The following is an 18,634-nucleotide window of genomic DNA, read 5'->3' as shown; positions in this document are numbered from 1 at the left end:
CCGAGACTCTCGTCCGCCTCCGCCTCCGCCTCCGCCTCCTCGTCCCTCCGGATCCGTTCGAGGCCCTCCCCCAGGCTGCGCGCGCCACTGCGAGCGATCGTCGTTGCCCGCGTATGTGTACCGACTCCCCCATGACCCGAGGACGCAGCAGTGACCGGCAGTGAACGAGGACAGACCATGACGCAGGTGGACACGGCGGAGGCCGGACAGAGCGGCGCCGAGATCCGGGATGCCGGCACCGGGACCCCGCGCACGGACGTCCGCCGGGCGATCCGCATCGTCTTCCGGCCGGAGCCCTGGAAGCGCGGCCCGGTGCTCGCGGCGCTGGCGCTGCTGCTCGGCCTGGTCATGCTGCTGCACGCGCAGATCACGGACCGCGGGGGCCTCGGCAGCCTGGTGGAGACCTGCCTGCCGTGGTTCGGCCTGTTCATCCCGGTGCTGCTGGCCGGGGCACTGTGGCGCCGCTCCGCCTCCGCGGTGGCCGCGCTGCTGCTGCCGGTCACGGCGTGGCTGAGCCTCTTCGGCGGGCTGCTCAGCGACAAGTCGCACCCGTCCACCGACCTCACCGTGGTCAGCCACAACGTCGGCGCCGGCAATCCGGACCCGGCCGGCACAGCCCGCGACCTGGCCGCCTCCGGAGCGGAGGTGCTGGCCCTGGAGGAGGTCACCGCGCAGGCGAAGCCGCTGTACGAGAAGGAGTTGGAGAAGGCTTACCCGTACCACACGGTGCAGGGCACGGTCGGACTGTGGAGCAAGCTGCCGCTGTCGGACACCCGACCGGTCGACATCAGCATGGACTACGGGCCGCTGGGAGACACCAAGCCGGCCGACGTCAAGATGGCCTACAACCGGGCGCTGCGCACCACGGTGGCCACGGACCGGGGTCCGCTGACGGTGTACGTGGCCCACCTGGGATCCGTACGCGTGTTCCCCAGGAACGGCTTCTGGACGGACAGCCGGGACCGCGGTGCGCAGGCGCTCGGCAAGGCCATCGCCGCGGACCGGAGTGAGCGGGTGGTGCTGCTCGGCGACCTGAACGGCACCCTGGACGACCGCGCCTTCGCCGGCATCACCTCGCGGATGAACTCGGCCCAGGAAGCGGCAGGGGACGGCTTCGGCTTCAGCTGGCCGACGACGTTCCCGGTGGCCCGGATCGACCAGATCCTGGTCCGCGGTGTGCAGCCGACGAGCTCCTGGGTCCTGCCGGCCACCGGCAGCGACCACCGGCCGGTGGCGGCCGGAATCAGCTGGTGAACACCGCGTCGCAGGCCGTCGTGCGCACGTGTAAGGCCGCCGGGACTTTGCTGGCGGATCCGGTGCGGCGCACGGTGGTGTTCCAACTGGCCCGAGCGGGCACGGACATGAGTTGCGGAACGTTCGACGCGCCGGTGTCACTGTCGACGCTCACGCACCACTTCAACGTACTGCGCGAGGCGGGCGTGATCCGCCAGTACTACGTGGGCACGACCAAGATGAACAGCCTGCGCACCGATGAGATGGAGCAGCGCTTCCCCGGCCTGCTCTCCGCCGTGGTGACCGCCTCCACCGCGGAGGCAGCGGCGGGCGTGGCCTGAGCCGCCGGACAGACGCAGCCCGCCGGTGCGGCGGATCGGCGCACTTATTTCGATGGAGTTCAAAATTTGACTCACGTCGAACTCAGGTGCAGGCTGGGTCGCGGTGCCGAGCTGGTCCGGTGCCCACCCCCGACGTTCGCCGCGGCGACGCCTCCTGAACCTGCCGTTCGTATCGATGTTCCGGCTGGGCCAGTACGGCATCGACCCGGTCCTCCCGTCCGGTCTCGGCTATGAGGCGGCCGGCGTGGTCGAGGCCCTCGGGCCTGATGTCACCGGCCTGCGCGTGGGCGACGCGGTCAGCGTGGTGCCCTCGTTCACCATGACCGACTACCCCGTGCACGGTGAACTCGTCCTCGCCCCCGCCCACGCGGTCGTCGTCCATCCCGAGAACCTGTCCTTCGAGGAGGCGGCCTCGGTGTGGATGCAGTTCATCACCGCCTACGGCGGGCTGGTCGACCTGGCGGCCGTGCGCCCCGGGGACACCGTGCTCATCCCCGCCGCGTCCAGCGGCGTGGGACTGGCCGCGATCCAGATCGCGCACAAGGCCGGGGCGCGCGCGATCGCGCTGACCCGCACCAGCGCCGAACGCCGACACCTGCTGGACGCCGGCGCCGACGCGGTCATCGCCACCGCCGAGGAGAACGTCGTCACCCGCGTGCACGAGCTGACCGGCGGTGCGGGCGCCCGCGTGATCTTCGACCCGGTCGGCGGCCCCGCACTGGCCGACCTCGTCGAGGCGGCCGCCCACGAGGCCGTCATCGTCGTCTACGGCCTGCTGGACCGCGAGCCCGTACAACTGAACGTGGGCACGGTGCTGTTCAAGCACCTGACCATCCGTGGTTTCGAACTGTTCGAGATCACCACCGATAGCCGGCGCCGGGCTTCCGCCGTCGCATTCGTCCGGGACGGGCTCGCCCGCGGTGAACTGACCCCGGTCATCGACAGAACCTTCCCCCTGGACGCCATCGTCGACGCCCACCGCTACCTCGAAGCCGGCTCCCAGGTCGGCAAGATCGTCGTCACCCTGGCCGCCGAGGAGAACGCGTCGTGAGACACAGGGCCGTCATCTCCGGTCCGAGAGACGCGCCCGCACCCATGTCCGGTCCTCGGTCAGGTACGTGTCCACCCTCAGGCCCGCCTCCGCGAGCGCGCCTTCGAACTGCCGCTTCGTCAGAGGTCGGGACAGGAATGTCTGTGTCCAGGTGGCGTCCAGGAACTCGTACTCCGCGTGGATCGAGTTCGCCCCGTCGCCGATCGGTTCCGCCGACACGATCCGTACCGTGAAACCGCTGGGATCGACGCGCTCACGCGGCAGGTTCGTGTGCCAGTCGTCGCCCTCCCGCTGGATCAGCACGCAGCCGTCCGGCGCGACATGCCGGACACAGGTACGCAGCAGGGCACGCCGCACCGCGACGTCTCCGGCGTGTACGAGGAACGATGCGAGCATCACCACGTCGAATGTCCCGCCCAGGTCGAGGTCCTCAATCGGGCTGCATATCGTCCGCGCCTCACGGACGCGGTCGAGCATCTCCTGGGACTCGTCCACCGCAGTCACCGCAAACCCCCGCTCCAGAAGCGGGTGGGTCACGCGTCCCACGCCACAGCCCAGCTCCAGGATGCGCGCACCGGCCGGCACGGCAGCCGTGACGACGTCCGGCTCGGCCCCGACCGGCAGCCGCGAGTACAGCTCGACCGCGCAGCCGTCCGGAGTAATCGCTCCTGGCCCGCTCCCCTGATGTCCCACTCGCACCCTCAGCTCCATACCTGTCCAACGGGCCGGATCGGACGGCCGTTCCCCACCGCCCGACGTGTGCCCCGCGCGTCAACCCGCACCTGGGACACCGAAGGCACAGCCACCGTCGCCCGTACACAGGCACACGGCCGGATTTGATACGCATCCGGCATGAATATATGCCGGTTTGATGCTGGACGCCGATCCGCTGTCGCTCGGAAACTCTCGCGTAGCACATCCGCCCCGCCCCTTCCGCCCTCCGCGCTCTCCCGCGCGGAAAGCCCAGGCCACCGGATGACGAGAAGAGGACCCATGCCAAGGTTCACCAGACGTACGGCCCTGACCATCGCCGCAGGCGCCGTCACCGCGGCAGCGGTAACTCCTGCGGCGACCGCGGCGGCGGCCGACGCCGCGGCAGCGGACCCGTCGACGGCGCCCGGGCTGAATCCGGTTCTGCGGTGCGACCTCCTCACACGGGTGACGCCGAGGCACAACTGGCTGGTGGCAGCGGTCGCCATCCGGTACGCGGCACCCATCGATCCGTGCGGAGGTGTGATCCCGCCCTCCGCGTTCCACGTCACCGCCACCGTGGGCGGGAAGACCGCGGCCCGGACGGTGACCCGCGTCTACCCGAACACCACAGCCGAGGTGGACGACCGGGCCGACCCAGGACGACCGGGCGACCACCTGATCATCGAACTCGACCCCGGCGACGCCAACGCGCGGGCTGCCGGGGCGACCGATCCGCTTCCGCTCGACCGCGCCTACGCGGTCAGGCAGGTGGCCGATGTGACGGCGCGCGGCGGCGGCCCCGTACTCGCGGCGGATCCGTTCGCCATCCGGAACGAGGGAGTGCGCACCCCTGTGGTGGACGACTTCACCGCCGGATCGTTCACCGACTCGACGGGGTTCGAGCTGGACTTCCGTCTCCATCAGCCGGCCGGGTACCTACGGCGCCCCGGGGCGGGCACCCGGTACCCGCTCGTGGTCACCCTGCACGGCGGCGGCGAGGTCGCCGACAACAACATGACCCAGCTCACCGCCAACCGGATCGCGGTCACGTTCGCCAAACCCGAACGCCAGCGCAGGAACCCGGCGTTCGTGCTCGCCCCGCAGATCCCGCTGCCCCGCCCCATGGAGGGCCAGGACGGCACGGACTGGACCGATGCCACGGTGCAGGGCGCGCTGATCCAGCTCATCGACGCCGCGACGGCCGCGTACCCGGTCGACGCGGGCCGGCTCTACCTCGTCGGCCTGTCGTCGGGCGCGCGGGGAATCCTCAACCTGCTCCCGAAACAGCCCGGCAGGTACGCCGCGGCCCTCGCCACCGCCGGCTGGGGCGACCCCTCCGTCATGGAAAGGATCACGCACATCCCGCTCTGGGCCGACCACTCCGTCGACGACCCCGTCGTCCCCTACAAGGAGGGGCGCTTCGGCAAGCCAGGTACCTGGACGCTGATGAACGCACTGGAGAACGCGGGCGCCAAGGTCACCCGCGGGCAGTGGGGCAACGACCTGCCCAAGGACCAATTCGAGGCCCGCTCCCGGGCCTTGCTGCATCAGGCCCGCCGCGCGGGCAGCCATACGCTGTTCACCAGCTACCCGGCCGGCACCACACCGGTGAGCCCGCACGGGGCCTGGGCACAGACGTACGAGAACGACGTCGTCATCGACTGGCTCTTCGACCAGTCGCGCCGGTGAGCTGCGTCGGAGCTGCGGAGCGCTGAAATCCATCCGGTGATCGTGGTACCAGAGCGTCGCCGCCTGCTGGTCCATGGGGTAGTTGTACTCCCTGGTCAGTTCGGATGTCTCCCAGGCGTCGGCCGGTATGCGCATCCCCGTGTGACCGGAGTGCCCCGAGGGCTGCCGCCATCCCCTGGGTACGACGATGTCGGTGGGATACCCGTCCGAACCAGGCGGTGTGACGCCGCCGTGCAGGTGCGTGGAGGTCGGCACCGGTAGTTCATTGCGTACGGTGAGCAGCACCCCGCGCCCCGACCGGCCGACGACCGTCGGGCCGGGGAACTGCCCGTCGTACCCCCACACCCGGGTGCGGAGCCCGGGCAGGATCTCCACGTCGGTGCTCCGCTGCACCATCTCGTAGCGGTCCACACCGCCGGTGGTGCTCGCCGGGCGGACCGGCCGTGTCGGCTTCCTCCCGTCCCGCGAACCGCGCACCGACGGCGCTGCCGGTCACCGCCGCGACAGCGGTGCCGCCCGCCACGCCGAGGAAGCCACGCCGGCTCAACGCGCGTGCTCGCATCACAGCGCCTCCCTCGTCAGGACGGTTTGCCAGGAGGGCGCCGGGGCCGCTCTCGGTGAGGACGACGAGCAGCACGAGCATCGCGAGCGCCGCTGCCCTCGGCCCCGGCGCTCGACGAGGGCGAGGGCGAGGGCGAACTGGACGAGGGCGAAGAGGGAGATGACACTGCCGAGCACGTTGTGCACCGTCAGCAGTCCGACGTCTCCGGTGACGATCAGGCCGGCCAGCAGCCCTTGCGCCAGAGCGGAGAGCAGCGCGAGGGCCGCGGTGGCGCGCAGTACCCGGGTGTTGGCCGACCGCGACCCGAGGGCAGCAAATGAACCATCCGGATGGTTAAGTAATTGGGGTGGGCGCCTCCGCCGGGGACCTCGCGCAGGTACGGGTGACGGGACGAGACCGGCATCCACAAATGAAGTTGGTTCAGATCGTGAGGATCGAGCATCGAATGGACAAACCCTGGACAGCAGGCTCTTTCTCGCAGGATCCCGTTCGCCGACCGTCGAGGCTGATCTCACTCATTCACTTCATTGAATCTACTTCATCTCTGGTATTTTGTTGCGTCGCCCACCCGAGCACGCACTGCAGAAGGGAAGTCCGTCATGCGCTTCCAGGGAAAGGTCGCGATCGTCACCGGAGGGGCCCGGGGCATGGGAGCCTCCCATGTACGCGGCCTGGCCGCCGAAGGCGCCCGGGTCCTTGTCGGCGACGTACTGGACAGCGAGGGAGAGGCCCTGGCCAGGGAGGTGCCCGGTGCGCGGTACGTCCACCTCGATGTCACCCGTGAGGACGCCTGGCAGCATGCCCTGCGTACCGCCGAGGAGAGCCTCGGCCCCGTGGACGTGCTGATCAACAACGCGGGGATCGTTCACTTCGGCGGTGTCGAGGAGCAGTCGCCGGAACACTTCCGGCGCACCCTCGACGTCAACCTGGTGGGCGCCTTCCTCGGGATGCACACCCTTCTTCCCGGCATGCGCGAACGCGGCGCGGGGGCCGTCGTCAATGTCTCGTCGGCGGCCGGAATGACGGGGTTCGCCGGCGCCGTGGGCTACGTCGCGAGCAAGTGGGGCGTGCGGGGCATGACGAAGGCGGCCGCACTCGACATGGCGGGCAGCGGGGTACGGATCAACTCCGTGCACCCGGGCGTCATACGGACCCCCATGGGCGAGAGCGCCTCGGCTCAGCTCTTCGCCCATCAGCCGCTGCCGCGCATCGGGGAGCCGGCCGAGGTCACCCGTATGGTGCTCTTCCTCGCCGGCGACGACGCCTCCTTCACCACCGGGGGCGAGTTCCTCATCGACGGCGGGCAGACCATCGGTGTGGCCGGTCACGGCGAGGCCGCGGCGGGCTGACCGCGGGCCGGTGGCGTCCGGCGGGCTGACCTGCTCCGCCGGCCGCCACCGGCCCCGCCGCTACAGGTCCTTGCGGACGGTGAGCAGGGTTCCGATGCCGATCAGGCAGACCGTCATGACGAAGAACGCCGGCGAGAGCAGGTTGCCCGTCCGGTCGACGAGGTAGGCGGCGATGTAGGGGGCCGTTCCGCCCGCGAGCACGGTACCGATGTTGTAGCCGATGGCCATGCCGGTGTAGCGGACCCGGCGCTCGAACAGGTGCGGCCACAGGCTCGCCGCCGGAACCTGTACGAGGGCGCTGCTGAACATGTAGAGCAGGTACGCCACGCCCGCCAGGGCCAGGCTGTGGCGGCCCATCAGCATCATCGCCGGGTAAGCGGTCACCAGGAATCCGATCAGCCCCACCATCAGAACGGGCCGGCAGCCGAACCGCGCGGACAGCCAGCCGGCCGGCACCATGAGCAGGACGGTGAAGAGGACGACGCCCGCGCTCAGCCAGTACACGTGCGTGGAGTCGTAACCGAGTTCGGTCGTCATGTAGATGCCTATGTACGTCAGCCCGAGGAAGATGGCCCCGCCCTGCGCCATCGCCAGACCGATGGACTGCAGCAGCGCCCCGCGGTGTGTGGACAGCACCTCGCGGATCGGCGCCGTGGGGATGTCGGCGGCCTCCGCGGCCTTCTGGAACTCCGGGGTGTCCTCGATGCGCAGCCGGGCCCAGAGGCAGATCAGGGTGAGCGGGATGGCCATCAGGAAGGGCAGTCGCCAGCCCCAGGAGTTCATCTGGTCCGTGGTGGTGAGCGCGGAGATCGCCCCGGCCGTGGCCGCCGCGAACATGAATCCCAGGTTGGACCCGATGGGGGTCACCGCCCCGAGGAACGACCTGCGCTTCGGCGGCGCCGACTCGTAGATGTAGGTGTAGGCGCCGACCGACTCGCCGCCGGAGGAGATGCCCTGCACCACACGGATGAGGAAGAGCAGCACCGTCGCGGTGACACCGATCTGCTCGTACGTCGGCAGCAGACCCGTGATGCTGCTGGCCACCCCCATGGCCAGCACCGAGGAGACCAGAGCCTTGCGCCGTCCGAGCCGGTCGCCCAGCCAGCCGAAGAAGACGCCGCCGATCGGACGCACCACAAGTCCGGTGGCGAACACCAGGAGCGCCGCCAGCAGGGAGGCCGCAGGGTTGTCGCTGGGAAAGAACTGCGGAGCGATCACCACGGCGAGATAGCCGTAGACGCTGAAGTCGTAGTACTCGATCAGGGTGCCGATACTGCCGGCGAGCATCGCACGGCGTACTGACCGCGGATCGAACGACGCGTCCTCCGCCCCTGGCGCGGCGGACCGCTGAGTCGCACTCATGATCCGGCTCTCCTTTCCTGCGGCAAGGACCGATCCCTGCCGATGTGCGGGGAGGGTAGTCGAACTGAACTCAGTACAGCTACCCTCGTGCATTCATGCGTGGACCACATAAGGAGAGAGACGGACTCACCGAGGCGACAGGGTTGTTTGGGTGCTGGCGCACCTCGGGGAAGCCGGGGCACAGATGCCGTCGTCCGACTGGAGCCAAGCCGAGTTCATGTAGAAACCGGGGGTGACGGGGAGGGAATCGCTTTCTACCCGGCCGGCCGCCGGACCGACGGGGTACGGGCGCGGACGTGGCCTGCGCGGCGTCCACCGCGCAGGCCGGAACCTCGATGACACCACACCGGTCCGGGCCCGTACACGACCGCGGCCCCTTCCCGACGCGCCCTATGCCGTCGCGAGGGCCTCGGTGGGGGTCAGGCGGGCGGCGCGGAGGGACGGGTAGACGCCGGCGAGCATGCCGATCAGGATCGCGCCGCCGAGTCCGGCGGTCACCGAGCCGAGCGGGATGACCGGCTCCCAGCCCTGATGGGCGGCATAGGCGACGGTGGCCAGGGCGCCGAGTACGGTGCCCGCCAGGCCGCCGAGGCCGGACAGGACGACGGATTCGGTGAGGAACTGGCCGCGTATCTGGCCCCGGTTGGCGCCCAGGGCGCGGCGCAGTCCGATCTCCCGGCGGCGTTCGAGGACGGAGATGACCATGGTGTTGGCCACACCGATGCCGCCGACGAGCAGGGCCACCCCGGCGAGTCCGAGGAAGAGCGCGGAGAAGGTGCTCTCGGTGGCCCGCTTGGCGGCCAGCGCGTCGGACGGGCGGCTGATCTGGACCAGGCCGGGCAGTTCGGGGTAGATGGTCGCGGGCAGCACGTCGCGTACGGCCTCGATCTCCGATTCCCTGGCCTTGAGGTAGATCACGGTGGGGTGGCCGTCGAACCTGAGCAGGCTGCGCGCGGCGTCCCAGCCGACCAGGACCGAGCGGTCGATGTCCGGCGACAGCGGGGTCTTCTCCAGGGTTCCGATCACCGTGAACCAGCGGCGGTTGATGTAGATCTGCGGGGCGGGCTGCCCCGCGGTGATCTTCGGGATGCCGAGGCTGGAGGCGGCGGCCGAGCCGAGGACGGCGGTGGGGAACTTCTCCGTGTCCACGCTGAGGAATCGGCCCGACGCCACCTTTCCGTTGATCGCCCGGAGCAGATCGGCCTTGCCGGCCAGGACGGTCAGGCCCGCGTAGTCGGCGGCGCCGACGCGGTCGTTGCGGAAGACCTCGGCATGGGTGTTGGCGACCGCGCTGGCCACCGTGACCGGCCCGATCCGGTCGGCCATGGCCACCGATTCCGGTGGCAGCAGCACCGGTGGGTCCTGGCGGGCGGGCACGGCCTGGAGCATGTTGGTGCCCATCGCGGAGAGCTCGCTCAGCAGGGCCTTCTGGCTGGAGGCCGGGATCCCGGTGACGACGATCAGGGTGGCGATGCCGATCGAGATGCCGAGGGCGGACAGGGCCGCCCGCACCTTTCGGGTCCGGATGCCCAGCAGCCCCAGGCCCAGGATGTCCAGCGGCGCCAGCCGCACCGGCCTGCTGTCGGCGCCCCCGCCGGTGGGACGGCCGCGGGCGGGCCGGGTCGATGTGAGGGTCATGACCAGCTTTCCGTACGGGCGGCGATGCGGGCGTCGGCGGAGGAGTCCATGCGGGTGTCGGAGAGGATGCGGCCGTCGCGGACCTCCACCCGGCGGGGCAACTGGTTGGCGATGTCCCGGTCGTGGGTGATGACCGCGATGGTGGTCCCCTCGCGGTTCAACGTGGTCAGCAGATCCAGTACGGCCACGCCGTTGGCGGTGTCCAGCGCGCCCGTGGGCTCGTCCGCGAGGACCAGGACGGGCCGGTTGACGAGCGCGCGGGCGATCGCCACCCGCTGCCGCTCGCCGCCGGACAGTTGGTGCGGCAGATGCCGGGCACGGCGCGCCAGCCCCACCCGGTTCAGCGCCTCCAGCGCCAGGGGGCGGCGCCGGCCGCGCCGCACCCCGGCGTACAGCAGGCCGGTGGCGACGTTCTCGGCGGCGGTCAGTCCGTCGGTGAGGTGGAACTGCTGGAACACAAAGCCGAGTTGGCGGCCCCGCAACGCCGACAGCCTGCGGTCGGAGAGTTGTGCGACGTCCTGACCGCCGATCTCCACCGTGCCGCTGGTCGGCCGGTCCAGCGTGCCCATGATGTTCAGCAGGGTCGACTTCCCGGACCCGGACGGGCCGACGATGCCGAGCAGTTCGCCCTGTGCGACGGTGAGCGAGACGTCGTCGAGGGCCGTGACCCCGCCGGGGTACACCATGCTCGCGCCGCGCACCGCCAGGACCGGGGGCGACGTCATGAGGTCGTCACCACCTTGGTTCCCTCACTGATGCCACTGCCGCTGATCTCCACCACGCCCTTGGAGAACATCCCCGTCTTCACCGCCACCAGCCGGCCGCCGGGCAACTGGACCGCGTAGCCGCCCTCGCGCAGCGCCAGCAGCGCGCCGACGGGCACGGCCAGCACGCCCTTGCGGGTCTCCGAGGTGAACCGCACCTGCACCGGCGCGGAGTTCAGCTTGCGCACCGCCGCCGTATCGCGCAGTGTGACACCGACGGTCATCTGGGGCTGCCCGGGGGCGCTGTTGCCGTCACCGGTCCCCGCGTCGCCGAGCTGGACGGTGGCGCCGATGGAACCGATGGAGCCCTCGGCCGTGGAGCTGTCGGGCAGGCTCACCGTCACCGGGTCGCCCCGCTTCATCGAGCCCGCGTCCGCCGGCTCCACCGCGACGGTCACCGACTTGGTGGTGGAAGTGACCGTCATCACGGGCCCGTCGGCCGCGTCGGCGAGCTGGGCCTGCACCCCGTCGACCCGTACCGCACCGGAGAGCACCGCGAGGTCGCCGACGCCCAGGGTGCCGGTGGCAGGCAGGCCGGCTCGGGTCTGCCAGCGCTTGACCGCGGCGACGAGGCCGCTGGTCAGGACCCCGTCGCCGCGCTTGACCCGCACCGGCGCCGGGGTGGAGGGAGCGGCGCCGGGCGAGGTGCTCGGCCCGGCGTCCGGTGCTCCCGCCGCCGCGGTGCCCGGGCGCCCCGCCGCGCCCCCGGTCGTTCCGGCCGTGTCCGTGCCACCCGTCGTACCCGCGGCCGACGTAGCGGCGTCGGTACCACCCGTCGCACCGCCATCGGTCGCACCGCCACTCGTCGCACCGCCGGCCGTCGCCGATGGGTCCGTACCGCCCGTCGTGCCCGCGTCCCCCTGTCCGGTGTCCGCCCCGTCCCGTGTGACCGGTTGTCGGGCGATCCAGGTGCCCACCGGGGGCTGCGCGCCGATGTCGTAGCCGAGTCCGCGGAGGTTGTCGGCCACCATTTTCACGTCCGGCCCGGTGGTGCCCTGGGCCGCCAGCGTCCGGTACAGCGGCGTGGCACCGTAGAAGACGGGCACCGGAACGTTGTCCACCCGGTACAGCGGCTCGCCCCGCCGCACCGTGGTCCCGGCCGCCGGCAGCCAGGTGATCAGACCTGCCTTGCCACCCTTCACCGTCGTCGTCCGGCCGTAGCCGAGGGTTCCGTTCAGTGTCTGGGCGTTGGACAGGTCGGTTCTGGTCACGGCGGCGGTCACGACCCGCGCGCCGCTGTCGGCCTTGGTCTCCGGTTTCCCGTCGCGGTTCTGCCATACGGTCACGGTCAGTGCGCCCGCCATGACGACCGCCAGTGCCACCGCCCCGAGGACCACCCACCGTCCGCGCGGCGGACGGGCGGTCCCGGTGTCGTCAGTCATCGCCACCGAACGCCTTCACCTGGCAGTCGGTCCGGGCTTCGTCGTAGTGGGGAACGCTCATCGCGGCTCCGTCTTCCAGGCCCCAGCCCTCCTCCGTGACCACGCTCTTGATTCCGCGCTTGTTCATGCACCGCACCATGGTCCGCGCGTCGTCGCGGTATTCCGGATTCCTGGCCGGGTCCAGCTCCGGCGGATCGAGCGGCTGCTTCCCCTCGCAGGCCTTCACACCGGGGGCGTCCGGCGGGGTCTTCTCCTTGTCCCCCGCGCCGTTCTCTTTCAGGCAGGCGGTCCAGGCCTCGTACATGCGGTTGATCTCTTCGTTGGTGCTGTCCAGCCGGATCTGCGGGCGGCCCGAGTCGGGGTCGGCGCTGGTCGGCGGCGGCCAACCGCCCTCCCCCGCCGGGCTGGTGATCGAGGCGACATCGCCCTGACCACTCGCGCCCGTGTCCGCCTCGCCTCCGCCGCATGCGGTGAGGACGGCCAGCGCGGTCGCGCCGGCGAGGGTGAGGAGCGCGGCTCGGGGTGTACGGCCGCGCCCCGGCCGCGAGCGAGGGGCGGACGCCGCGGGCCGGCCCCGCCGTGCCCGACTGAAGAGATTCGACATGGCTCACACCATGGGCCGAAGTTATTTCGATCCTGTCAGGGCGCCATCAGAAATCCGTCTGGTCTCCTCTCGCCGCCCTAATCTGACCTCCATGAACGCCCGTGTCCTCGTGGCCGAGGACGACACCAAACAGGCCGAGGTGATCCGCCGCTATCTGGAGCGTGAGGGCCACACCGCCCTGCTCGTCCATGACGGGCGCGCCGCGCTGGACGAGGTGCGCCGCCACCGGCCCGACCTGCTGGTCCTCGATGTGATGATGCCCGTCGTCGACGGGCTGGACGTGTGCCGCATCCTGCGGCGCGAGAGCGACCTGCCGGTGCTGATGCTGACCGCCCGCAGCACCGAGGAGGACCTGCTGCTCGGCCTCGACCTCGGCGCCGACGACTACTTGACCAAGCCGTACAGCCCCCGCGAGCTGATGGCCCGTATCCGCACCCTGCTGCGGCGGACCCGGGAAGCCGCCGCGCCGGACGACCCGGTGCTGCGGATCGGCGCCCTCGCCCTCGACCCGGTCCGCCGTACCGTGGAGGTCGAGGGCCGGCGCCTGGCGTGCACGCCGGGTGAGTTCGATGTCCTCGCCGCCATGGCCGCCGAACCGGAACGGGTCTTCACCCGGCGCCAGTTGCTGGCCCGGACGCGGGGGGACGACCGTTACATCACCGAGCGGACCATCGACGTACACGTCCTGAATCTCCGCAAGAAGATCGAACCCGTGCCCCGGCAGCCCGTCTATCTGCGGACGGTGTTCGGAGTCGGCTACTGCCTCGTCGACGGCAGCCGTGGCCGCTGAGACGGAGGCCCGGGCCGCGGGGGAAGCCCCGGCCAAGGGCAGAGTCATAGACAGGGGCAGGGGCAGGGGCAGGGGCAGAGGCAGGGGCAAGGACAGGCTGCCGCTGCGGCGGAGCCTGCTGGTCCGGCTGCTGGCGGCGTCGATCACCATCGCCATGTGCTCGGTCGCGGCCACCGCCTGGCTCGCCGCGCGCACCACCACGAGCGCCATCCAGCACGAGCAGGGACAAGTCCTCGCCAACGACGCCCAGATCTACGACGCGGTCATCGGCTACGCCGCCGGTCACAGCGACTGGTCCGGGGTGCAGCCCCTCCTGGACCGGCTGGCCGAGCGGACCAAGCGCCGGATCACCCTGACCACCCAGGACCGCCGGCCTCTCGCCGTGGCCGGCTCCGCCACCGCCCTCCCCACCAGGGCCTCGGCGCTCGTCGACCCGCTGCGGGCCGACCCGGCGCTGCTGCCCGGCGTCACGGCGGGGGGCATCGACCCGCGGGCGGTGGGCCCGTACCGGCTGCCGGAGGCGGAACGCGAGGAACTGCTGGGCCGCGTGGAGACACTGCAGGCCTGCCTGCGCAACACCATCGGTTCCCCCGCCGCGGTGACCGAGGCGCCGAGCGGTCGGCCCTCCATCGTCCTCACCGGCGACAACGGAACCCGGCAGAAGACCAGCGAGGCGTGCGGTCTGTACGCGCTCGACGCTCCCACGCCCACCGAGTCACGGGCGCTCGATCAGCTCAACTCCCTGGTCGACGCCTGTGTGCGACGCCAGAACCTGGCCCCCGTGACGGTCGGCCTCAGCTTCGCCCCCAACGGAAACGGCGACGAGGCCGTACAACGGTGCATCGACACCGCCCGCCGCGAGCAGCTCGCGCCGCATGTGGCTCCGCCCGCGCTGCTGTTCGTCACCGCCCAGGGCGGCTCGGCCACCCCCGGGTTCGATCTCTCCCCGGCCAACACGGTCCGGGTCGCCGGCGTCGCCGCTCTCGTGCTCCTCCTCACCGTGGCGGTCACCGTCACCGTCGGCACCCGGCTGGTCAGACCGCTCCGGGCGCTGACCGACGCCGCCCGCCGCCCGCCACACCAACAGCACCCGCCGGTACCGGTGACCACCCACGACGAGATCGGTCATCTGGCCGCCGCCTTCAACGACCTGTCGGAGCGCCGCGAGCGCATGGAGGGCGAGCGCAAGGCCATGGTCAGCGACATCGCCCATGAGCTGCGCACCCCGCTCAGCACGATCCGCAGCTGGCTCGAAGCGGCCCAGGACGGCCTGGCCGACTCCGACGACGCGTTCATCGCCTCGCTGCTGGAGGAAGCCCTGCTGCTCCAGCACATCGTCGACGACCTCCAGCACCTGGCTCAGGCCGACGCGGGCCAGTTCAGGATGCACCCCGAACCCCTCGGCCTGCGCGAACTCCTGGACCAGGTGGCCGCCGCCCACCGTGGCCCGGCCGCGACCGCAGGTGTCACGCTCACCACGCACACCGAGGGCGCCCCCGTCCTCTCCGCGGACCCCGTTCGCCTGCGCCAGACCATCGACAACCTGCTGTCCAACGCCATCCGGCACACCCCTCCCGGCGGCAGTGTCACGCTGCGCTGCGGCCACACCTCCGACCACGTGGTGATCGAGGTCGCCGACACCGGCACCGGCATCGACGCCGGCGACCTGCCCCGTGTCTTCGACCGTTTCTGGCGTGCCGACAAGTCCCGCAGCCGCCGGACCGGCGGCAGCGGCCTGGGCCTGGCCATCGTCCGCCAGCTCACCGAAGCCCACGGCGGCACGGTCACGGTGGCCAGCATTCCGGGCACAGAAACGGTCTTCACCCTCACCCTGCCGCGGTGAGGGGAGAGCCGAGCCCTCGTGCGGGTGGCGAGTTTCCGTTGGGTAAAACCCGGATTGCCTCTGGTCGAAGCTCTTCCCCCTGCTGTGCATCCACTGTATACACAGCATATGAGTCGAGATGACAGAGCCCTGCGCGCCGATGTGAACGGCGCCGACGCCCTCACCGGCAAGCTGCGGCAGCTGATTGTCGAGGGTGTCTATCCACCGGGGCACCGCCTTGTCCAGGATGAACTCGCCGACCGTTTCGGAGTCAGCCGGATTCCACTCCGGGAGGCCATGCGCACCCTGGCCAGCGAGGGGCTGCTGCGCACCACGCCGGGCCGTGGCACCTTCGTCACGGCCCTGGACCTGGACGAGATCGACGAGATCTACAACCTGCGGCGGCTGGTCGAGCCGAGCTTCGCCGAGCACGTCACCGAACGGGTGTCCCGGCGTGACATCAGCCGGTTCGACGAGATGGCCCACGCGATGGAACGGGTGGCCGATACCGGCGCGGATTCCTGGTCGCGGACCAACCTGGCGTTCCACCTCGACATGTACCGGCTGTCCCGGCTGCCCCTGCGCTACGAGATCATCTCGGGGATGTACCACCGCCTGGAGCCGTACTCACGGTTCTACGTGCACGGCACGTGCGCCTACAGCCGCGTCCAGCAGGAGCACGCGGCGATGGTCCAGGCGCTGGCCGACGGCGACGCGGAGGAGCTCTCCCGGCAGATCCTCGCGCACATCGACGGGGGGCAGCAGGGCCTGCACGCGGCCTGGGAGAACAGCGGCTCGGCCATGCAGACCTATTGGGCGGAGTCGGCCCGGTGACCGCGCCGGCGATCAACACGGATGTGGGCGAGGGGTTCGGGGTCTGGGGCCCGGCCGACGAGGGTGATCTGCTCGACCAGGTCACGGCCGCCAATGTCGCCTGCGGGTTCCACGCCGGCGACCCCGACATCCTGCGCCGGACCTGCGAGGCGAGCGCCTCGCGGGGCGTGGCGATCGGCGCGCAGGTCTCCTACCGCGATCTGGCGGGCTTCGGCAGACGTTTCATCGACGTGCCGCCGGCCACACTGGTCAACGAAATCCTTTACCAGATAGGCGCGTTGGAAGTCTTCGCCCGTCTGGCGGGCAGCCGGGTCAGTTATGTGAAGGCCCACGGCGCGCTGTACAACGCGACGGCCCGTCACACGGGGCACGCGACGGCCCTCGTGGACGCGGTCGCCCTGTACGACCCCGGACTGCCGCTGCTCTGCCAGCCGCGTACGGTCCTCTGGGAGCGGGCCACGGCGGCCGGACTGCGGCCGCTGGCCGAGGGGTTCATCGACCGTGGCTACACCGACGAGGGGCTTCTGGTGGCGCGGTCCGCGCCGGGCGCCCTCGTGACGGACCCCGCGGAGGCGGCGCGGCGGGCGTTGCGGATGGCGCAGACCGGCATGGTGACCTCGGTGACCGGCAAGGCCGTGCGGATCGCCCCGGACGGCGAGGAGTTGTCGGCGCTGTGCGTGCACAGCGACACCCCGGGCGCCGTCGCCATGACCGCCGCGGTACGGACGGGCCTGGCCTCGGCCGGGATCACGGTCGGTAGCCCCGGGGACCTCGTCCCCGGGCGCGCGGAGGCACGGCCGTGACCCCCGCCCGGCCGGTTCTCAGGCGGGCGGGCGACCGCGGCTGGCTGATCGAGTGCGCGGGGCGCCGCCCCGCGGACGTCGCCACGGCGATCCGCGGGCAGTCCTGGGCCTCGGAACTGCGTGAGGTGGTGCCCGCGGCGACGACCGTCCTCGTGGTGGCCGGGAGCGCCTCCGGGATGGGGCGGATCGCCGAAGGGCTGCACCGTGTGCTCGACGGGTCCGGCACCCGGCGGACCCGGCCGGCCGCCGGGAAAACGGTGGTGATCCCCGTCCGGTACGACGGAACGGATCTCGCCGCGGTCGCCGAACTCGTCGGCATGACTCCGGAGGAGATCGCGCGCCTGCACACCGCCGGTGAGCACGCGGTCGGGTTCTTCGGCTTCGCCCCCGGATTCGCCTACCTGGACGGCGTACCGGAGAGCCTGCGGCTGCCGCGGCTGTCCAGCCCCCGGCCCAGGGTGGCCGCGGGGGTGGTGGCGATCGCCGGTAACCAGACGGTCGTGTACCCCGGGGGAACGCCCGGGGGCTGGCACCAGATCGGTGTCACCACCGCGCGGCTGTGGGATGTGACGGCCGAACCGCCCAACCGGCTCGCGGTCGGCGACCGGGTCGTCTTCGAGGCGGTCGCGTCATGACCACTGCTCTCCGTCGCGGCCGAAGCCCCGGCGCGCCCGGCCGGACCGGCACGGGCCCGGAGCCCGGCACCGCGCGGGACACTCTCGGCGGCGGCCCGACGGCCCCGGACGACGCCGCAGTACTGACCGTGGTCGAGGCGGGTATCGCCACCAGTGTCCAGGACCTCGGCCGGCCCGGTCTCGCGCATCTGGGCGTCCCGGCGTCGGGGCCCACCGACCGGCGCAGCTTCCGGCTCGCGAACCGGCTGGCCGGCAACCCGGAGAACACGCCCGCTCTCGAAGTCACCCTGGGCGGCCTGGCGGTGACCCTGTCCGCGCCCCGGTACGTGGCCATCACCGGAGCGCCGGTGCCCATGACGGTGGACGGCGTACCGGCCGTCGACGGCCCGCTCGTGCGGCTGCCCGCCGGATCCGTACTGAGGATCGGACGCCCCTGGGCCGCCTGCCGCAGCTATCTGGCCGTCTCCGGGGGGATCGAGACGGACCGGGTACTGGGGTCGGCCTCGCGCGACTCCCTCACCGGCCTGGGCCCCGCCCCGGTCCGCGCCGGCACGGAGTACGGACTCGGTCCGGCGGCCCCGGTCCCGGCGGTTCCGCTGGAGCTGGCGTTCAGCGTCGTCCCCTGCGGAGGCCGGGTCACCGCCCGCTTCCGCTGGGGCCCGCGGCACGACCTGTTCAGCGCCGCCGACCGGCACGCGCTGACCACGACGCCGTGGACGATCTCCGCCCAGTGCGACCGGGTGGGCGCCCGTCTGACCGGTCCGCCGCTCACTGTCGGCTCGGTCGACCTGGCCAGCGAGGGGACCGTGCGCGGCGCCATCCAGGTGCCCCCCTCCGGCGAGCCGATCGTGTTCCTCTCCGACCATCCGGTCACCGGCGGCTACCCGGTCATCGGAGTGGTCACCGACGCGGACATCGACCTCGTCGGTCAGACCCTGCCCGGGGACGAGCTCCGGCTCACCCCGGTGTACTGAGGCGAAGAGAGAGGAGATCACCGGCAGCCGTCACACACACCGCACGTTCCTACCGACCGCACACCGCACACCGCACGTTCCGAACCGCCGCACACCACACACCCACCA

General features: G+C 71.4%; 18 protein-coding genes and 1 pseudogene. 11 read left to right on the top strand and 8 right to left on the bottom strand.

The genetic code is table 11. From position 1 onward, the window contains the following. The first annotated feature begins 177 nt into the window (after positions 1–177). The 3 genes from AB0P17_RS17005 (at position 178) to AB0P17_RS16995 (ending at position 2,625) form a co-directional block, all read left to right on the top strand. Positions 178–1,254 carry an endonuclease/exonuclease/phosphatase family protein gene (locus AB0P17_RS17005; RefSeq protein WP_365811679.1) on the top strand — a complete coding sequence of 359 codons (1,077 nt, stop codon included), beginning with the start codon at positions 178–180 and terminating at the stop codon, positions 1,252–1,254. After that, positions 1,251–1,574, top strand: a complete 324-nt coding sequence (locus AB0P17_RS17000) for a helix-turn-helix domain-containing protein (protein ID WP_365811678.1) — start codon at positions 1,251–1,253, stop codon at positions 1,572–1,574. Before AB0P17_RS17005 ends, AB0P17_RS17000 begins: the two co-directional genes overlap by 4 nt. Before the next feature lie 175 nt (positions 1,575–1,749). Continuing rightward, a complete protein-coding gene (locus AB0P17_RS16995; protein WP_365811677.1) occupies positions 1,750–2,625 on the top strand; it encodes a zinc-dependent alcohol dehydrogenase family protein in 876 nt (291 codons plus the stop codon). 12 nt (positions 2,626–2,637) lie between these two features. Here AB0P17_RS16995 and AB0P17_RS16990 read toward each other — a convergent pair whose 3' ends face one another. Beyond that, a complete protein-coding gene (locus tag AB0P17_RS16990; RefSeq protein WP_365811675.1) occupies positions 2,638–3,336 on the bottom strand; it encodes a class I SAM-dependent methyltransferase in 699 nt (232 codons plus the stop codon). A gap of 282 nt (positions 3,337–3,618) precedes the next feature. Between AB0P17_RS16990 and AB0P17_RS16985 the strand changes: the two genes are divergently transcribed. Beyond that, positions 3,619–5,007 carry an alpha/beta hydrolase-fold protein gene (locus tag AB0P17_RS16985; protein WP_365811673.1) on the top strand — a complete coding sequence of 463 codons (1,389 nt, stop codon included), beginning with the start codon at positions 3,619–3,621 and terminating at the stop codon, positions 5,005–5,007. 255 nt (positions 5,008–5,262) lie between these two features. Here the strand turns inward: AB0P17_RS16985 and AB0P17_RS16980 are convergent. Next, positions 5,263–5,403: pseudogene (locus AB0P17_RS16980) on the bottom strand (multicopper oxidase domain-containing protein); the annotation flags it as partial. 165 nt (positions 5,404–5,568) lie between these two features. Beyond that, on the bottom strand, positions 5,569–5,976 hold the full coding sequence (locus tag AB0P17_RS16975; RefSeq protein WP_365811671.1) for a hypothetical protein: 408 nt from the start codon (positions 5,974–5,976) through the stop codon (positions 5,569–5,571). A 192-nt stretch (positions 5,977–6,168) separates the two neighbouring features. On the opposite strand from AB0P17_RS16975, the gene AB0P17_RS16970 reads away from it, so the two are divergent. Then, complete coding sequence (locus tag AB0P17_RS16970) at positions 6,169–6,918, top strand: SDR family oxidoreductase (protein ID WP_365811669.1); 750 nt, start codon at positions 6,169–6,171, stop codon at positions 6,916–6,918. A gap of 60 nt (positions 6,919–6,978) precedes the next feature. On the opposite strand, the gene AB0P17_RS16965 is transcribed toward AB0P17_RS16970, so the two are convergent. The 5 genes from AB0P17_RS16965 to AB0P17_RS16945 form a co-directional block, all read right to left on the bottom strand. Next, on the bottom strand, positions 6,979–8,280 hold the full coding sequence (locus tag AB0P17_RS16965) for an MFS transporter (protein WP_365811667.1): 1,302 nt from the start codon (positions 8,278–8,280) through the stop codon (positions 6,979–6,981). Positions 8,281–8,670: 390 nt separating this feature from the next. Continuing rightward, positions 8,671–9,918, bottom strand: a complete 1,248-nt coding sequence (locus AB0P17_RS16960; protein ID WP_365811665.1) for an ABC transporter permease — start codon at positions 9,916–9,918, stop codon at positions 8,671–8,673. Then, the gene (locus tag AB0P17_RS16955) at positions 9,915–10,643 is read right to left on the bottom strand and encodes an ABC transporter ATP-binding protein (RefSeq protein WP_365811663.1); all 729 of its coding nucleotides are present in this window, start codon (positions 10,641–10,643) and stop codon (positions 9,915–9,917) included. Before AB0P17_RS16955 ends, AB0P17_RS16960 begins: the two co-directional genes overlap by 4 nt. After that, positions 10,640–12,064, bottom strand: a complete 1,425-nt coding sequence (locus AB0P17_RS16950; protein WP_365811661.1) for a hypothetical protein — start codon at positions 12,062–12,064, stop codon at positions 10,640–10,642. The genes AB0P17_RS16955 and AB0P17_RS16950 overlap by 4 nt, the downstream gene beginning before the upstream one ends. Further along, complete coding sequence (locus AB0P17_RS16945; protein ID WP_365811659.1) at positions 12,057–12,668, bottom strand: hypothetical protein; 612 nt, start codon at positions 12,666–12,668, stop codon at positions 12,057–12,059. Before AB0P17_RS16945 ends, AB0P17_RS16950 begins: the two co-directional genes overlap by 8 nt. Positions 12,669–12,759: 91 nt before the next feature. Here AB0P17_RS16945 and AB0P17_RS16940 point away from each other — a divergent pair, with 91 nt between their 5' ends. The 6 genes from AB0P17_RS16940 to AB0P17_RS16915 all read left to right on the top strand — a co-directional run bounded on the left by AB0P17_RS16940 (position 12,760) and on the right by AB0P17_RS16915 (position 18,526). Beyond that, entirely contained in the window at positions 12,760–13,458 is a 699-nt protein-coding gene (locus AB0P17_RS16940; protein ID WP_365811657.1) for a response regulator transcription factor, read from the top strand. Continuing rightward, entirely contained in the window at positions 13,448–15,301 is a 1,854-nt protein-coding gene (locus AB0P17_RS16935) for a HAMP domain-containing sensor histidine kinase (protein ID WP_365811655.1), read from the top strand. Before AB0P17_RS16940 ends, AB0P17_RS16935 begins: the two co-directional genes overlap by 11 nt. Before the next feature lie 108 nt (positions 15,302–15,409). After that, positions 15,410–16,114 (top strand): GntR family transcriptional regulator, encoded by a 705-nt coding sequence (locus tag AB0P17_RS16930; RefSeq protein WP_365811653.1) that lies wholly within the window; start codon positions 15,410–15,412, stop codon positions 16,112–16,114. After that, positions 16,111–16,917, top strand: a complete 807-nt coding sequence (locus AB0P17_RS16925) for a 5-oxoprolinase subunit PxpA (protein ID WP_365811651.1) — start codon at positions 16,111–16,113, stop codon at positions 16,915–16,917. Before AB0P17_RS16930 ends, AB0P17_RS16925 begins: the two co-directional genes overlap by 4 nt. After that, complete coding sequence (locus AB0P17_RS16920) at positions 16,914–17,552, top strand: carboxyltransferase domain-containing protein (protein ID WP_365811649.1); 639 nt, start codon at positions 16,914–16,916, stop codon at positions 17,550–17,552. The genes AB0P17_RS16925 and AB0P17_RS16920 overlap by 4 nt, the downstream gene beginning before the upstream one ends. Next, positions 17,549–18,526 (top strand): biotin-dependent carboxyltransferase family protein, encoded by a 978-nt coding sequence (locus AB0P17_RS16915; protein ID WP_365811647.1) that lies wholly within the window; start codon positions 17,549–17,551, stop codon positions 18,524–18,526. The genes AB0P17_RS16920 and AB0P17_RS16915 overlap by 4 nt, the downstream gene beginning before the upstream one ends. Positions 18,527–18,634: the final 108 nt, after the last annotated feature.

Origin of the sequence: Streptomyces sp. NPDC088124 (assembly GCF_040685895.1) — a bacterium.
Classification (GTDB): Bacteria; Actinomycetota; Actinomycetes; order Streptomycetales; family Streptomycetaceae; genus Streptomyces.
The sequence above is the reverse complement of the archived record's forward strand: the minus strand, read 5'-3'. Positions and strand labels throughout refer to the sequence as shown.

Excerpts from the sequence above, each read along its gene's own strand:
- AB0P17_RS17005 (WP_365811679.1), top strand. The coding sequence starts at position 178 with ATGACGCAGGTGGACACGGCGGAGGCCGGACAGAGCGGCGCCGAGATC.
- AB0P17_RS16995 (WP_365811677.1), top strand. The coding sequence starts at position 1,750 with ATGTTCCGGCTGGGCCAGTACGGCATCGACCCGGTCCTCCCGTCCGGT.
- AB0P17_RS16990 (WP_365811675.1), bottom strand. The coding sequence starts at position 3,336 with ATGGAGCTGAGGGTGCGAGTGGGACATCAGGGGAGCGGGCCAGGAGCG.
- AB0P17_RS16985 (WP_365811673.1), top strand. The coding sequence starts at position 3,619 with ATGCCAAGGTTCACCAGACGTACGGCCCTGACCATCGCCGCAGGCGCC.
- AB0P17_RS16970 (WP_365811669.1), top strand. The coding sequence starts at position 6,169 with ATGCGCTTCCAGGGAAAGGTCGCGATCGTCACCGGAGGGGCCCGGGGC.
- AB0P17_RS16965 (WP_365811667.1), bottom strand. The coding sequence starts at position 8,280 with ATGAGTGCGACTCAGCGGTCCGCCGCGCCAGGGGCGGAGGACGCGTCG.
- AB0P17_RS16960 (WP_365811665.1), bottom strand. The coding sequence starts at position 9,918 with ATGACCCTCACATCGACCCGGCCCGCCCGCGGCCGTCCCACCGGCGGG.
- AB0P17_RS16955 (WP_365811663.1), bottom strand. The coding sequence starts at position 10,643 with ATGACGTCGCCCCCGGTCCTGGCGGTGCGCGGCGCGAGCATGGTGTAC.
- AB0P17_RS16950 (WP_365811661.1), bottom strand. The coding sequence starts at position 12,064 with ATGACTGACGACACCGGGACCGCCCGTCCGCCGCGCGGACGGTGGGTG.
- AB0P17_RS16945 (WP_365811659.1), bottom strand. The coding sequence starts at position 12,668 with ATGTCGAATCTCTTCAGTCGGGCACGGCGGGGCCGGCCCGCGGCGTCC.
- AB0P17_RS16940 (WP_365811657.1), top strand. The coding sequence starts at position 12,760 with ATGAACGCCCGTGTCCTCGTGGCCGAGGACGACACCAAACAGGCCGAG.
- AB0P17_RS16930 (WP_365811653.1), top strand. The coding sequence starts at position 15,410 with ATGAGTCGAGATGACAGAGCCCTGCGCGCCGATGTGAACGGCGCCGAC.
- AB0P17_RS16915 (WP_365811647.1), top strand. The coding sequence starts at position 17,549 with ATGACCACTGCTCTCCGTCGCGGCCGAAGCCCCGGCGCGCCCGGCCGG.